This window comes from Kitasatospora sp. NPDC086009, assembly GCF_044540385.1.
GTDB lineage: Bacteria > Actinomycetota > Actinomycetes > Streptomycetales > Streptomycetaceae > Kitasatospora.
This window is the reverse complement of record NZ_JBITSA010000002.1, coordinates 505934-520209: the sequence shown is the minus strand read 5'-3', so window position 1 is coordinate 520209 and position 14276 is coordinate 505934. Positions and strand designations below refer to the sequence as shown.

General features: G+C 75.4%; 14 protein-coding genes and 1 riboswitch. Of the genes, 7 read left to right on the top strand and 7 right to left on the bottom strand.

From position 1 onward, the window contains the following. Nucleotides 1-235: 235 nt before the first annotated feature. Both ACIF6L_RS07995 and ACIF6L_RS07990 read right to left on the bottom strand, forming a co-directional pair. Nucleotides 236-988: a methyltransferase domain-containing protein gene (locus tag ACIF6L_RS07995; protein ID WP_329487267.1), complete on the bottom strand. Its 753-nt coding sequence runs from the start codon at nt 986-988 to the stop codon at nt 236-238. A 79-nt stretch (nt 989-1067) separates the two neighbouring features. Next, nucleotides 1068-1631 (bottom strand): SAV_6107 family HEPN domain-containing protein, encoded by a 564-nt coding sequence (locus tag ACIF6L_RS07990; RefSeq protein ID WP_329487268.1) that lies wholly within the window; start codon nt 1629-1631, stop codon nt 1068-1070. A 541-nt stretch (nt 1632-2172) separates the two neighbouring features. Between ACIF6L_RS07990 and ACIF6L_RS07985 the strand changes: the two genes are divergently transcribed. Beyond that, a complete protein-coding gene (locus ACIF6L_RS07985; RefSeq protein ID WP_396486871.1) occupies nt 2173-2802 on the top strand; it encodes a DUF4126 domain-containing protein in 630 nt (209 codons plus the stop codon). A 10-nt stretch (nt 2803-2812) separates the two neighbouring features. Next, on the top strand, nt 2813-4309 hold the full coding sequence (locus tag ACIF6L_RS07980; protein ID WP_396486872.1) for a phytoene desaturase family protein: 1497 nt from the start codon (nt 2813-2815) through the stop codon (nt 4307-4309). 31 nt (nt 4310-4340) lie between these two features. Here ACIF6L_RS07980 and ACIF6L_RS07975 read toward each other — a convergent pair whose 3' ends face one another. Then, complete coding sequence (locus tag ACIF6L_RS07975) at nt 4341-5246, bottom strand: hypothetical protein (protein ID WP_396486873.1); 906 nt, start codon at nt 5244-5246, stop codon at nt 4341-4343. A 133-nt stretch (nt 5247-5379) separates the two neighbouring features. Further along, entirely contained in the window at nt 5380-6294 is a 915-nt protein-coding gene (metF, locus tag ACIF6L_RS07970; protein WP_396486874.1) for a methylenetetrahydrofolate reductase [NAD(P)H], read from the bottom strand. A gap of 175 nt (nt 6295-6469) precedes the next feature. On the opposite strand from metF, the gene ACIF6L_RS07965 reads away from it, so the two are divergent. After that, nucleotides 6470-7576 carry a polyprenyl synthetase family protein gene (locus tag ACIF6L_RS07965; RefSeq protein ID WP_396486875.1) on the top strand — a complete coding sequence of 369 codons (1107 nt, stop codon included), beginning with the start codon at nt 6470-6472 and terminating at the stop codon, nt 7574-7576. A gap of 58 nt (nt 7577-7634) precedes the next feature. Here the strand turns inward: ACIF6L_RS07965 and thiE are convergent, their stop codons facing one another. The 3 genes from thiE to ACIF6L_RS07950 are packed head-to-tail and all read right to left on the bottom strand — an operon-like array spanning nt 7635 to nt 9908. After that, entirely contained in the window at nt 7635-8285 is a 651-nt protein-coding gene (gene thiE, locus ACIF6L_RS07960; protein ID WP_352287093.1) for a thiamine phosphate synthase, read from the bottom strand. Beyond that, a complete protein-coding gene (locus ACIF6L_RS07955) occupies nt 8285-8650 on the bottom strand; it encodes an Rv2175c family DNA-binding protein (protein WP_329487275.1) in 366 nt (121 codons plus the stop codon). Before ACIF6L_RS07955 ends, thiE begins: the two co-directional genes overlap by 1 nt. 52 nt (nt 8651-8702) lie before the next feature. Continuing rightward, nucleotides 8703-9908 (bottom strand): NAD(P)/FAD-dependent oxidoreductase, encoded by a 1206-nt coding sequence (locus ACIF6L_RS07950; protein ID WP_396486876.1) that lies wholly within the window; start codon nt 9906-9908, stop codon nt 8703-8705. 98 nt (nt 9909-10006) lie between these two features. Beyond that, nucleotides 10007-10119, top strand: a riboswitch (TPP riboswitch). A 3-nt stretch (nt 10120-10122) separates the two neighbouring features. Here ACIF6L_RS07950 and thiO point away from each other — a divergent pair. The 4 genes from thiO to pknB all read left to right on the top strand — a co-directional run bounded on the left by thiO (nt 10123) and on the right by pknB (nt 14148). Continuing rightward, nucleotides 10123-11283, top strand: coding sequence for a glycine oxidase ThiO (thiO, locus tag ACIF6L_RS07945; protein ID WP_352287089.1), 1161 nt, complete (start codon nt 10123-10125; stop codon nt 11281-11283). Beyond that, nucleotides 11280-11489, top strand: coding sequence for a sulfur carrier protein ThiS (gene thiS, locus ACIF6L_RS07940; protein WP_329487278.1), 210 nt, complete (start codon nt 11280-11282; stop codon nt 11487-11489). Before thiO ends, thiS begins: the two co-directional genes overlap by 4 nt. Nucleotides 11490-11491: 2 nt before the next feature. After that, on the top strand, nt 11492-12289 hold the full coding sequence (locus ACIF6L_RS07935; protein ID WP_352287088.1) for a thiazole synthase: 798 nt from the start codon (nt 11492-11494) through the stop codon (nt 12287-12289). Nucleotides 12290-12378: 89 nt separating this feature from the next. Further along, nucleotides 12379-14148, top strand: coding sequence for a Stk1 family PASTA domain-containing Ser/Thr kinase (gene pknB / locus ACIF6L_RS07930; RefSeq protein ID WP_396487116.1), 1770 nt, complete (start codon nt 12379-12381; stop codon nt 14146-14148). Nucleotides 14149-14276: the final 128 nt, after the last annotated feature.

Here is a 14276-nt window from a genome sequence, read left to right as displayed (position 1 = left end):
CCCATGCATCCGGCTGTCATGCTTTCCGGCTTTACCCAGATCATACGGTCCACGGGCTCGTTGCGGGGCGGTCGGCCACGCGTGGGCCGGGCCGTACCGGGCCGTACCCGGCCGCACAGGGCTCAACGCGGCCGACACCGGACAAGTGCCCGACGGCGTGGAATCGGCCGGGACCTGGGGAGCTTCCGCGCGGATCGCGAGGAGACCCGCCGGAGAACGGCGGGAGGAACCGGGGTCAGGCCAGCGTGGCCAGCAGGTGGAGCTGGGTCGCCACGGCGTGGAAGGCCGGCTGCTCGGCGGCGGCCTCCTCCAGCTTGAGCAGCGCCTCCAGCGCGCCCGGCTCGGTGTCCACCAGGACGCCGGGCACCAGGTCGGCGAAGACCCGGACGCCGTGCACCGAGTCCACCCGCAGGCCGGCGCCGGCGGCCAGCCGGCCGAGCTCCTCGCCGCTGAAGCGGCGCGGCATCGGGTCGCTCGCGCCCCAGCGGCCGTCGTCGGCCTCCAGGACGGTACGGGCGTCGGTGAAGTGGCCGGCCAGGGCGCGGGCCAGCACCGCGCCGTTGCGGTTGGCGGCGAGCAGGCTGACGAAGCCGCCGCGGCGCAGGGCGGCGGCCAGGCTGCCGAGCGCCTCGGCCGGGTCGTCCACGACCTCCAGCACCCCGTGGCAGAGCACCGCGTCGACGGTACCGGGGGCGACCAGCTCGGGCAGCGTCTGGGTGTCGCCCTGGACGGCGCGGACGAGGTCGGTGACCCCGGCCTCGGCGGCTCGGCGCTCCAGCGCGAACAGCGCGTCGGGGCTCGGGTCGACCACGGTGACCCGGTGGCCGAGCCGGGCGACCGGCACCGCGAAGTTGCCGGTGCCGCCGCCGGTGTCGACCACGTCGAGCACGGGCTGGTCCAGCTCGGCCGCCCGCTTCTCCAGGGCTGCCCGCACCACCTCCCACACCACGGCGGTACGCAGGGCGCTGCGGGGACGCGTCGGGTACAAGGTCGGGCTCCTTGGCACGTGCAGATGGATCAGGATGCCTCCACCTTAGACCGGGCCGGGAGCCGGACCGTGCCGCCGGTCACCGCCGCGGACCCGGGTCGCGGCCGTCGCCCGGGCCGTCGTCCAGGGGCAGCCGCGGGGCGGGCGGCACCGGGTGCAGGCCGAGCAGCCGTTCGACCAGCCGCAGGAAGAGCGCGGAGTTGCGGATCAGGTCGTCGGCGTCGCGGGCCGATGCGGCGCCCCGGATCCCGGCCTCGGCCGCGGCCCGGCGGCGGGCGCCGGCCGCGTAGTACACCGCCCATTCGGCGAGCTCCGGGGCGATCTCGGGCAGCACCTCCCAGGCGCTGCGGATGGCCTGGCGGCGCCGGGCGTTCTTCTCCGGCCGGCCGCGTGCTGCGAGCACCGCGGCGACGGTGCGCAGCGCGGCGAGGTGGGCGGCGGCGTACCGCTCCAGCGGGTCCTCCCGGGCGCGGGCTCCGGCGAGGGTGCGGTGCGCGTCGGCGAGCAGGTCGAGGGCGGCGGGCGGAGCGGCGATCCGGCGCACCACCGGGTGGACGTCCCCGGTGGCGGGGCGGTGGGCGTCCGGGCGGTGGGCGGCGGAGTGGAGGCGGGTGGTGACGGGCTCAGGACGGCTGATGGTCATGGTCTCCCCCGGTCCGAGGCAGCGCGCGGACCGGGTGGTCCGTGCTCCTCCATCGTGACCGGGGCCACTGACAACGCGGCCGCGCGGCGGATCCGCGTGCGGGCGGCGGCCCGCCGGCCGCGCCCGTCGGCCCCGCGCCCCACCGCCCCGCACCCCGCCGGAGCGCCGCCCCCCACGGTCGCCGCTCCGGAGCCCCCTCCGGGTCACCGGTTCCCCCCTGACCGCGCTCCGCCGCCCCGTGTCGGCGGTGCGCGGCCTGCGACCGGCTCCCGTACGGACCTTCCGGTGACGTCCGCGGCCCCCGTGCCCGCTGGACGGCACCTGTCCGCCGTCCCGGGACCTCAGCGCCCGACGCGCCGTCGTCCCGGTGCCCCTACTGTCCCGTCTCCGCAGGTCGGGGGCCATCCGTTCAGGTACTCAACCGGGTTTCTGAGTATCCGTACTCAGTCCGTCCGGGCTGGGAACCGCGGGCCGCCCGGCCGGCGTCCCGGTACGGTACGGCGAGCCGGGCGGATCCGGCGGGCGCCACGAGGAGGAACGGATGACGATCGTTCCGCTGATCTTCACCAGCGGGCTGGCGAGCGGGATCAACGCGTACGCGGTGGTGCTGCTGCTCGGGCTGCTCGGCCGGTTCGGCGGCGCCGAGTCGGTACCGGCCGCGCTGGAGCGCACCGATGTGCTGGCCGCCGCCGCGGTGCTGTTCCTGCTGGAGGCGGTGGCCGACAAGATCCCGTACGTGGACAGCGTCTGGGACGGCGTCCACACCGTGATCCGCCCGATCGCGGGCGCCACCGTCGGCGCGCTGCTGGCCAGTGCCGACCCGGGCTCCCTGGGCGAGGTCGCGGCGGGGGCGATGGGCGGGACCACGGCGCTGGTCAGCCACCTGGTGAAGGCCTCGCTGCGGATGGCGGTCAACACCTCGCCCGAGCCGGCCAGCAACATCGTGGTGAGCCTGGCCGAGGACCTCTCGGTCGCCGGTCTGGTCACGCTGGCGATCTTCCACCCGTGGGTGGCCGCCTCGATCTCCGCCCTGCTACTGGCTGTCGGCCTGCTGCTGGTCTGGTTCGCGATCAGCCGGATCCGCCGCTTCCGGGACCGCCGCCGCGAGCGCCGGGCCGCCCGTGCGGCGGGCGTGCGACCGGCGCGGGAGGTGCCCGTCCCCCGGCCGTAGGATGCGGTCCATGGCACGGATCGTCATCATCGGCGCAGGAATGAGCGGGCTCGCGACGGCCTCCCGGCTGGCGACCCTCGGCCACCGGGTGACGGTCTGCGAGGCGACCGGGACGTACGGCGGCATGGTCGGCCGCTACGAGCGGGACGGCTTCGCCTTCGACACCGGCCCCGGGCTGCTCACCCTCCCGGCCGTCTACCGCGACCTCGCGCTGAAGACCGGCCGGGAGCCGCTGGAGCAGCTGGTCGAGCTGGCTCCGGTGGATCCCGAGAGCCGGCACCTGCTCCCCGACGGCACCGACCTGCTGCTGCCCAACGCCTCCCGCGGCGGGGTGATCCAGGCGCTGGACACGGCGTTCGGCACCGGCTCGGGCGCCCGCTGGGCCGAGGTGATGAACCACGGCCGCACGGTCTGGGAGGCCACCCGCCGCCCGCTGCTGGAGGAGCCGCTGCCGGCCGACACCGCGCCGCTGCGCACCGATCCGTACCCGGCGCCGCGGCCCGGTCGCCTCGCCCGCCTGTTCGGCGCCAGGGCGTGGACCCTCGCCGACGTGGCCGCCCGTGGACTCGGCGGCCACGACGGGCTGACCGCCCTGCTGCACGAGCACGCCCTGCGCTTCGGCCTCGACCCGCGCACCGCGCCGGCCGGGGCCACCGTGCTGCCGTACATGGAGCAGTCCTTCGGCGTCTGGTACGTCCGGGGCGGCATCCGGGCGCTGGCCGACGCGGTGTACCGGCGGTGCGAGCGGCGCGGGGTGGAGTTCCGCTTCGACACCCGGGTCGAGGAGGTGCTGGAGAAGGACGGCCGGGCCTGCGGCGTCGACACCGCGGCCGGCCGGATCGACGCCGACGTGGTGGTCTCCGCGATGGACGCCCGGGTGGTCTTCTCGGAGTACCTCGGCACGGCCGGCTCCCAGGACGACTGGCCGTCGTCGATGGAACGGCTGCACGACGCCCCCGGCCGCGTCGTGGTGCTGCTCGCCCTGCGCGGGGAGCGCCCCACCGGGACGGCGCACCGGACGGTGGTGCACGCCGCCGACCGCGCCGCCGAACTGGACGGGATCTTCCGCGCCGGCGCCCCGCTCGCCCAGCGGCCGACCGTCCAGGTGCTGCGCCCGGACGACGCCTCGCTGCACCCCGCCGGCCACGAGGCCGTGGTGCTCACCGCGACCACGCCGGCGATGGGTTTCGACTGGACCGGACCGGGCGTCGCCGAGCGTTTCGCCGACCGGATGGTCGCGCAGGCGGACGCGGCCGGTCTGGGCCTCGGTGAGCGGGTGCTCTGGCGGGTGGTGCGGACCCCGGCGGACACCGCGCGGGAGACCGGTTCCTTCCTCGGCTCCGTCCCGCTGCCCGCCCTGGCGGGCGCGCGGGGCGCCTACCTCCAGGCGCCGACCGAGGAGGCGCCCGGCTTCTACCTGGTGGGCGGCGCCGCCCACCCCGGCGGCGGGCTGGCCCGGGTCGGCATGTCGGCCTGCATCGCGGCCAACCTCATCGGCCCGGCCTGAGCCGCTCCGGGCCGGCCCGGCGGGCGGGGGCTCAGCCCTGCTGCTGCCAGGTCGGCTGCTGCTGGTAGCCGTACTGGTCGTACTGCGGCTGCTGGGGGATGCCCTGCTGCTGCGGGTAGGGCTGGTGCTGCTGGTCGGCCTGCTGCTGCCACTGCTGCTGGGCCTGCTGCGCCTGCTGGGCCTGGTCGTAGCCGTACTGGTCGGGCTGCTGCTGGTAACCGCCGTACGCGTCCACCTGCGGCTGCTGCTGGTAGCCCGCGTACGGGTCCGGCTGCTGCTGGTAGGTGCCGTAGCCCTGGTCGTAGGCGAAGGCCGGCTGCTGCTGGGCCTGCCACTGCTGCTGGCCGTTCGCGTCCCAGCCGGGCTGCTGCTGCGAGGTGTCGTAGCCGGCCTGGTAGGCCTCGGCGTACGGGTCGGGCTGGGCCTGTGGCGCGGGCTGCTGCTGCTCGTAGTAACCGGGGGTGTAGACGCCGTCGGCGGCGATCTCCTGCATCTCGAAGGCGGCGGTCTGCTCGACGGCCGGGACGTCCTCGGCCACCGGGGCCGGGGCCGGGCTCTCCTCGACCGCGCTGACCGTGCCGATCCGGTCGGCCGCCACCGCGGTGGCCACCACCGCGCCACCGGTCAGCGCGCCCAGCAGGGGCACCCTGGCCAGCGGGCCGGGCAGTGCGCCGTCGGCCCGGCGCAGCGACCAGCCGGCCGCGTAGCCGCGTTTCACGGAGAGGGTGACGAGGGTCTGGCCGACCGCGAAGAGGGCCGCGCCCGCGCCGATCAGCGGGACCGAACCGGCCGCCATCCCGGCCGGCACGCCGAGGAAGCCGGTCAGGGCGAGGGCGCGCCAGTGCACCGGCGCGCGGTTCTGCAGCAGCAGCTCGGCCAGCAGCCAGAGCGCCACGACCGCCAACGCGCCGTACAGCAGCAGGTATCCGATGCCCATCCGCCCGCTACCTCCAGTCGCGTGCCCGCGCGCGCCGCGCGTGTTCGGCGACTGTACCGGTTGAACGGTCCGGGTACCGCATTGCGTTCCCGGCCGGAACGGCGGGCCCGGCCGGCCGGGAACGGCGGCCCGCTCAGCGCTGGTGCAGGCCGAGGTTCTGGTAGATCTCCAGCGTCGCGGTCGAGTGGTTGAGCGTGATGAAGTGCAGCCCGGGGGCGCCCTCCGCCAGCAGCCGCTCGGACATCGCGGTGGCGTGCTCCATGCCGATCGCGCGCAGCGCGGCCGGGTCGTCGATCGCGGCGCGCAGCCGCTCCTCCAGGTCGGGCGGGAAGGCCGAGCCGCTCAGCTGGGGGAAGCGCTCCAGCTGCTTGGCGTTGGTGACCGGCATGATCTCCGGGATGATCGGCGCCTCGCAGCCCGCCGCCGCGACCCGGTCGCGCAGCCGCAGGTAGTCGTCGACCTCGAAGAACATCTGGGTGATCGCGTAGTCGGCCCCGGAGCGGATCTTCGCCACGAAGTGCCGGATGTCCTCGTCCCAGTCGGTCGAGCGCGGGTGCATGTTCGGCGAGGCCGCGACGCCCACGCAGAAGTCGCCGATCCCCTTGATCAGCTCCACCAGCTCGTAGGCGTAGGTGACGCCGTCCGGGTGGCTGACCCACTCGCCCGTCGGGTCGCCGGGCGGGTCGCCGCGCACCGCGAGGACGTTGCGCACGCCCTGGTCGGCGTACTGGCCGATGATGTTGCGCAGCTCGGCGACCGAGTGGTCCACCGCGGTCAGGTGGGCCACCGGGGTGAGGGTGGTCTCGGTGGCGATCCGCCCGACCATGTTGACCGTGCGCTCGCGCGAGGAGCCGCCGGCTCCGTACGTCATGCAGACGAAGTTGGGGTCGAGCGGTTCGAGGCGGCGGATGGCGTCCCAGAGGCGCTGCTCACCGACCTCGGTCCGCGGGGGCAAGAACTCGAAGGAGAAGGACCGCTTGCCGGCCGCCAGAAGCTCGCGGACCGTCGAAGCGCGGTCTGTTCTGGTGGAAGCGATGCCGAGTGCCATGGGGGCAGGTTAACCGTCGGCCGAAGGACACGGACAACCCGGTTCCAGGTATTGAGACAACTGGTGGACGACCGTCCGCTTTCCGTCCGAACGGGTGCACGGCCCTGCCCGACGGCCGTTCGCGGCCCTCCGGCTAGGCTTGCCGGACCCCCAGCGAACCCTCCGGAGCCTCATCGTGACCTCGTCCAGCAACCGGCCGGCCAACCCGATCGACGTGGAGGACGTGCGCGAGCGCGTCAACGCCGCGCTCGCCGGGTTCATGGACGGCCAGTCGGCCCTGCTCGGGAAGATCTCCCCGCAGCTGGCGCCCGCCGTCGAGGCCCTGCGCGACTTCCTGCTGGACGGCGGCAAGCGGCTGCGCCCGGCGTTCTGCTACTGGGGCTGGCGCGGCGCCGGCGGCCCGGCCGCCGGCGAGGCCATCGCGCACGCCGCGGCCGCCCTGGAGCTGCTGCAGGCCAGCGCGCTGGTCCACGACGACCTGATGGACCGCAGCGACACCCGGCGCGGCCTGCCCTCCGTGCACCGCCGCTTCGAGGCGCTGCACCGCGCGAGCGGCTGGCGGGGCGACCGCGAGCAGTTCGGCGCCTCGGCGGCCGTGCTCCTCGGCGACCTGCTGCTGATCTGGTGCGACGAGCTGTTCCTGCGCTCGGGCCTGGACCCGGCCGCGGTGCTGGCCGCCAAGCCGGTGTTCGACCTGATGCGCACCGAGGTCATGGTCGGCCAGTACCTGGATGTCCTGGAGCCGGTCGCCGGAGACTCCACCGACGAGGGCGCGCTGGACCGGGCACGGACCGTGCTGCACTACAAGTCGGCCAAGTACACGATCGAGCGGCCGCTGCAGGTCGGCGCACTGCTGGCGGGCGCCGGGCCGGAGCTGGTCGAGGCGTACGGCGCGTTCGGCCTGCCGCTGGGCGAGGCCTTCCAGCTCCGTGACGACCTGCTCGGCGTCTTCGGGGACCCGGCGGTCACCGGCAAGCCGGCCGGGGACGACCTGCGCGAGGGCAAGCGGACGCTACTGGTCGCGCACGCCATGCGGGGGCTGCCCGCCGCCGACGCCCGCCACCTGGACGACCGGCTCGGCGCGCCGGACCTGGCGCCCGAGGAGGTGGCCCGGCTGCGCGAGCTGGTCGGGCGCAGCGGCGCGCCCGAGCTGGTGGAGCGGCGGATCGAGGAGCTGATGCGGCAGTCGCTGGCCGCGCTGGAGGCGGCCCCGCTGGCCGACCGGCGGGCCCGCGAGGTGCTGCTGGCACTGGCCGAGGCCGCCACCGTCCGCAAGTACTGAGCCGGGTGTCCGAAAAACGGGCACCCGGACGTACCGGGAACGGCGGCAGCCGTCCGGGTCAGACCGCGCGCAGCCGCCGGGCGAACGCGGCGGCCGCCGCGCGCGGGTCGTCCGCGGCGGTGATCGCGCGGACCACCACGACCCGGCTCGCCCCGGCCGCCAGCACCTCGTCCAGGTTGCCGAGGTCGATGCCGCCGATCGCGAACCACGGCCGGTCGGTGCTCTGCTTCGCCGCGTACGAGACCAGGCCGAGACCGGGCGCGTGGCGGCCCGGCTTGGTCGGGGTGGGCCAGACCGGGCCGGTGCAGAAGTAGTCGACGCCGGGCTCGACGACCGCCGCGTCCACCTCGGACTCGGCGTGGCAGGACCGGCCGATCAGTACGTCCTCGCCGAGGATCGCCCGGGCGGCGGGCACCGGCAGGTCGTCCTGCCCGAGGTGCAGCACGTCGGGCCGGGCCGCGTGCGCGACGTCGGCGCGGTCGTTGACGGCGAGCAGCTTGCCGTGGCGGCGGCAGGCGTCGGCGAAGACCTCCAGGGCCGCCAGTTCCTGCTTGGCCTCCAGGCCCTTGTCGCGGAGCTGGACGATGTCCACCCCGCCGCCCAGCGCCGCGTCCAGGAACGCGGCGAGGTCGCCCTGCTCGCGGCGGGCGTCGGTGCAGAGGTAGAGCCGGGCGTCGGCGAGGCGTCGGCGCGGTGTGTCCGCCGCCATCAGATCAGCATCGCCTGGGCGCGGCGCTTCACCTCGGTGCCGCGGTTCTCCTGCAGCGCCTGGATCGGGCTCCCGGGCAGCGACGGGTCCTCGGTGAAGAGCCACTCCAGGATCTCCGCGTCGTTGTACCCGCAGTCGCGCAGCACCGTCAGGGTGCCGGACAGGTGCTTGACCAGGCCCGGGCCGTCGATGAAGGCGGCCGGCACCTGGAGCGACCTGTTCGGGCCGCGGCGGACGGCGATCAGCCCGCCGTTCTTGACCAGGTCGCGCACCTCGGTGACCCGGACCCCCCACTGCTCCGAGATGTCGGGCAGGTACATCCAGTCGGTGACCAGGGATTCAATCTTGCTTTCGATCTCACTCACGTCACCAGACTGCCACCTCCGGGGCCCGCCGCGCACCAACCGGCCCCGCGGACTACCCCGCGACGGCCGACTTCAGGGCCACCGCCGGGTCCGCCGCGCGCACCGGATCGAGCACCGCGGCGCGCTCGACCAGCCGGCGGCCCTGGGTGAGATCGCGCGGGCGGTCCACCGTCAGCAGGGCCCGCAGCACGCCGTCCCGCAGCCAGAGCACCGCCCAGGACGGGTCCTGCGGGGAGCCGCGCCAGAGCAGTTCGTCACCCTCGCCGTGCCGCCCGGCGTACTGCACCGTCCGGCCGAACTGCTCCGACCAGAAGTAGGGCACCGGGTCGTACGCCACCTCCGCGCCGAGCACGGCGGCGGCCGCCGCCGCACCGGACTGCAGCGCGTGGTCCCAGTGCTGGACGGTCAGCCGGGCGCCGGCGCGGGCCGACGGGTAGCTCACGCAGTCGCCGGCCGCGTGGACGCCCGGCAGCGTGGTGCGCAGCCGCTCGTCGACCAGGATCGCGCCGGCGGCGTCCATCGCGACCCCGGAGCCGGCCAGCCAGCCGGTCGCCGGGCGGGCGCCGATACCGACCACCACCTCGTCGGCGGGCAGGTGCGAGCCGTCCGCCAGCAGCACCGCGCCGGGCTCGACCGCCGCGACGCCCAGCCCGCAGCGCAGCTCCACCCCGGCCTCGGCGTACCAGGCCGCCATCGCCCCGCCGATCACGGCCGGCAGCGCGCCGGGCACGGGCGCCGGGCCGGCCTCGACGACGGTGACCTCGCAGCCGGCCGCCCGGGCGGCGGTGGCCACCTCGGCGCCGATCCAGCCCGCGCCCACCAGGACCAGGCGCAGGCCGGGCCGGAGCAGGGCGCGCAGCGCCAGCGCGTCGTCCAGGGTGTGCAGCAGGTGGGCACGCTCGGCGCCGGGCAGGGCGCGCGGGGCGGCGCCGGTGGCGATCACCAGGGCGTCGTACGGGAGGTCGCCGCCGTCGGTGCGCAGCACGCCGGGGGTGAGGCCGGTGGCGCGGCGGCCGGTGAGCAGTTCGACGCCGAGCTGCGCGAGGTCGAGGTCGAGCGGGGTGGCGTCGGCCTTGCCGAGCAGCACCTCCTTGGAGAGCGGCGGTCGGTCGTACGGGGTGTGCGGCTCCTCGCCGACCACCACGATCCGCCCCCGCCAGCCGCCCTGCCGCAGGCCCGCGGCGCAGTGCGCCCCGGCCAGCCCGGCCCCCACCACGACCACCTGATCCGTCCCGCTCAGCTCTGCCACGCCCGTCACTGTACTGGCGGGCGCACGGGGCGCCAGAGGGCCTCGGGCGCCCCGCGTCCGCCCCTCGTACGCGCCTTCGGTGGCGGCGACCCCCGGAGTTATGGTGGGGGCACCATCACGGGAGCCCGGCGGACCGGGCTGAGAGGCGGGCTTGCACGGCCTGCGACCGTCCGAACCTGATCCGGGTCATACCGGCGAAGGGAGAGCAGCGACTTTGACACGCTTGGCAGCAGGTACCCATGCCCACGTGCTGGTCGTCGGCGGCGGCATCATCGGCCTCGCCGTCGCCTGGCGGGCGGCCCGGCGCGGACTGACGGACATCGCGGTGGTCGACCCCGACCCGGGCGGCGGGGCCGCCCGGGTGGCCGCGGGCATGCTGGCCCCCGTCACCGAACTCCAGTACGGCGAGGAGCCGTTGCTGCGCCTCGGGATGGCCTCCAACGAGCGGTACGCAGCCTTCGCCGACGAGCTCACCGAGGCTTCGGGCGGCCGGGACACCGGCTACCGCCGGTGCGGCACCGTCGCCGTCGCCCTCGACTCCGACGACCGCGAGGAGCTGCGCGAGCTGCACGCCTTCCACGGGCGGCTCGGCCTCGACTCGCAGTGGCTGACCGGCCGGGAGGCCCGCAAGCTGGAGCCGATGCTCGCCCCCGGCGTCCGCGGCGGCCTGCACGTCACCGACGACCACCAAGTGGACGGCCGCCGGCTGGCCGCGGCGCTGGTCCTCGCCTGCGAGCGGGCCGACGTGCGGCTGCACCGCACCGAGGCCACCGAGCTGCTGGTCGAGGGCGACCGGGCCGTCGGCGTCCGGCTCGGCACCGGGGAGACCCTGACCGCCGACCGGGTGGTGCTCGCCGCCGGCTCCCGCAGCCATCTGCTGCCCGGCCTGCCCGCCGGTGTGCTGCCGGCGATCCGCCCGGTGAAGGGCCAGATCCTGCGGCTGCGGATCCCCCCGGCCTACCGGCCGTTCCTCTCCCGCAACGTCCGCGCGGTGGTGCGCGGCCAACACCTCTACCTGGTGCCGCGCGAGGACGGCGAGCTGGTGATCGGCGCCACCAGCGAGGAGCAGGGCTACGACACCACCGTCACCGCCGGCGGGGTGTACGAGCTGCTGCGCGACGCCCACGAGCTGGTCCCCGGCATCACCGAGCTGCCGCTGGTGGAGACCTCCGCCGGGCTGCGGCCGGGCTCGCCGGACAACGCGCCGCTGCTCGGACCGACCGCCCTGCCCGGTCTGGTCGCCGCCACCGGCCACTACCGCAACGGCGTGCTGCTCACCCCGGTGACGGCCGACCTGCTCGCCGAGTACCTGGTCACCGGCACGACGCCCGCGCTCGCCGAGCCGTTCTCCCCCACCCGCTTCACCACGAAGGTCCCCGCATGAGCGAGATCGAACTCACCGTCAACGGCGAGCCCCGCCGGGTGCCCGCCGCCACCACCCTGGCCGAGGTGGTGACCACCCTCAGCCGGGCCAACTCCGGCGTCGCCGCCGCTCTCAACGAGGCCGTGGTGCCGCGCGGCTCGTGGCCGCTGACGCGACTGGCCGCAGGCGACCGGGTCGAGATCCTCACCGCCGTCCAGGGAGGCTGACCATGGCCGACGACGTGTTCACCATCGCCGGGACGGCCTTCGGCTCACGCCTGATCATGGGCACCGGCGGCGCCCCCAGCCTGGACGTCCTGGAACAGGCGCTGCGGGTCTCCGGCACCGAGCTGACCACCGTGGCGATGCGCCGGGTCGACGCCACCACCCAGGGCTCCGTCCTGGACGTGCTGACCCGCAACGGCATCCGCGTGCTGCCCAACACCGCCGGCTGCTTCACCGCCGGTGAGGCCGTTCTGACGGCCCGGCTGGCCCGTGAGGCGCTCGGTACCGACTGGGTGAAGCTGGAGGTGATCGCCGACGAGCGGACCCTGCTGCCCGACCCGATCGAGCTGCTGGACGCGGCCGAGACACTGGTCGACGACGGTTTCACCGTCCTGCCCTACACCAACGACGACCCGGTGCTGGCCCGGAAGCTGGAGGACGTCGGCTGTGCGGCGATCATGCCGCTGGGCTCGCCGATCGGCTCCGGCCTGGGCATCCGCAACCCGCACAACTTCCAGCTGATCGTGGAGAGCGCGACCGTCCCGGTGATCCTGGACGCGGGCGCCGGCACCGCCTCGGACGTGGCCCTGGCGATGGAGCTGGGCTGCGCCGCGGTGATGCTCGCCTCGGCGGTGACCCGGGCCCAGGAGCCGGTGCTGATGGCCGACGCGATGCGGCACGCCGTGGAGGCCGGCCGGCTCGCCCACCGGGCGGGCCGGATCCCGCGCCGCTTCCACGCCGAGGCCTCCTCGGCGATGGCCGGCCGGGCCGCGCTGGACACCCGCGAGCGCCCGGCGTTCTAGGCGGTGTCACAAGCCGGGCACAGAGCGCCCCGGGAGCGGTGTCTCCCGGGGCCGCTGCCGGGCGCCCCCACTACACTCGCCGGGTGGACATGGCACTGGACGACCCGCTGATCGGTACCCTGCTCGACGGCCGGTACCGGGTCGAGCAGCGCATCGCGGCCGGCGGGATGTCCACCGTCTACCGGGGCACCGACACCCGGCTCGACCGGGTCGTGGCGGTCAAGGTGATGCACCCCTCGCTCGCCGGCGACGAGGACTTCACCGGCCGGTTCATCCGCGAGGCCAAGGCGGTCGCCCGGCTCGCGCACCCCAACGTCGTCAACGTCTTCGACCAGGGCGCGGACGGCGCCCATGTGTTCCTCGCGATGGAGTACGTGCCCGGCCGGACCTTGCGCGACCTGCTCCGCGACCGGGGCGCGCTCTCCATCCGGGCCGCCCTGGACGTCCTGGAGCCGGTGCTCGCCGCGCTCGGCGCCGCCCACCGGGCCGGTCTCGTCCACCGCGACGTCAAGCCCGAGAACGTGCTGATCACCGACGGCGGCCTGGTGAAGGTCGCCGACTTCGGCCTGGTCCGGCTGCTGAACGCCGCCGACGGCGCGGCGAGCTCCGGCACCGCGACCACCGGCACCGTCCTCGGCACCGTCTCCTACCTGGCCCCCGAACAGATCCGACCCGGCGCCGGGACCGACCAGCGGGTGGACGTCTACGCGGCCGGCATCCTGCTCTACGAGCTGCTCACCGGCCACCGTCCGCACACCGGCGAGAACCCCGTCCAGGTCATGTACCGCCACCTGCACGAGGACGTCCCGGCGCCCTCGCTGACCGTGCCGGGGGTCGTTCCCGAGCTGGACGCGATAGTCGCCGCGGCCTGCGCGCGCGACCCGCGGGACCGCCCGTACGACGCGGTCGAGCTGCTGGCCGCCCTGCAACGGGTCCGCCGCGCGCTCACCCCCGCCCAGCTCGACGCCGAGCCCCCGGCCTCCACCCGGCCCAGCCCGCGGTACCCGACCAACGAGCCGACCTCGGTGATCCGGCCGGCCGTGGTCGCGCCCCCGGTCGAGCGCACCAGCGTGCTGGACGTGCCGCCGGAGGTGATGGAGCAGCTGCTCACCGAACCGCGCCCGTACGACGAGCCCGCGCCGGTGCGCACCCGGCGCCGCCCCGGCCCGTGGCGCCGGCTCCCGCGCAAGCCGCTGATCTGGACCTCCGTCCTGGCCGCGCTGGTTCTGCTGGTCGGCGGCACCACGTACGCGCTCTCCGGCGCGCTGTACACGACGGTGCCGGGCGTGATCGGCAAGGACCGCGGCGAGGCGCAGCGGATCCTGGACGGCGCCGGGATGCACGGGCGGTTCACCGAGGTGTACAGCGAGAGCGTCCCGGCCGGTCAGGTGATCTCCACCGACCCCGGCGTCGGGGCGCGGGCGCGCAAGAGCGACGCGGTCGGGGTCACCGTCTCCCGGGGGCCGAAGCGGATCGCCGTGCCCGAGCTGGTCGGCCGGCCCGCCGAGCAGGCCGCCGCCGCCCTGAGCGGCGTGCAGCTGGCGCGCGGCGGCGTCACCGAGACGTACAACGACACCGTGCCGGAGGGCTCGGTGATCAGCAGCTCGCCGGTGGCCGGCCAGCAGGTGCCGGAGAACACCCCGGTCTCGCTGGTGGTCAGCAAGGGCATGGTGGCCGTCCCGGACGTCACCGGGATGTCCAAGGACGACGCCGCCAAGGCACTGCAGGCCGCCGGGTTCGCCATGCAGAGCAGCGGGGTCAACCTGTTCGGCACCGGCAAGGTCTCCAGCCAGTCCCCGGCCCCGGGCGAGCGCCGCCCGCAGCGCACCGTGGTCACGGTCAACTTCCCGTTCATCTAAGGATTTTGCCCAGCCTTGGGGTCACGCGACGTAGCGTGGAACCAGGCCTGCCCGGCCCCGCCTGCCACGGCCAGGAGGGCTGTGGCGCCGGGATCTCCGGACGGGGCTGCGCGGCGGCCGGTACCCGA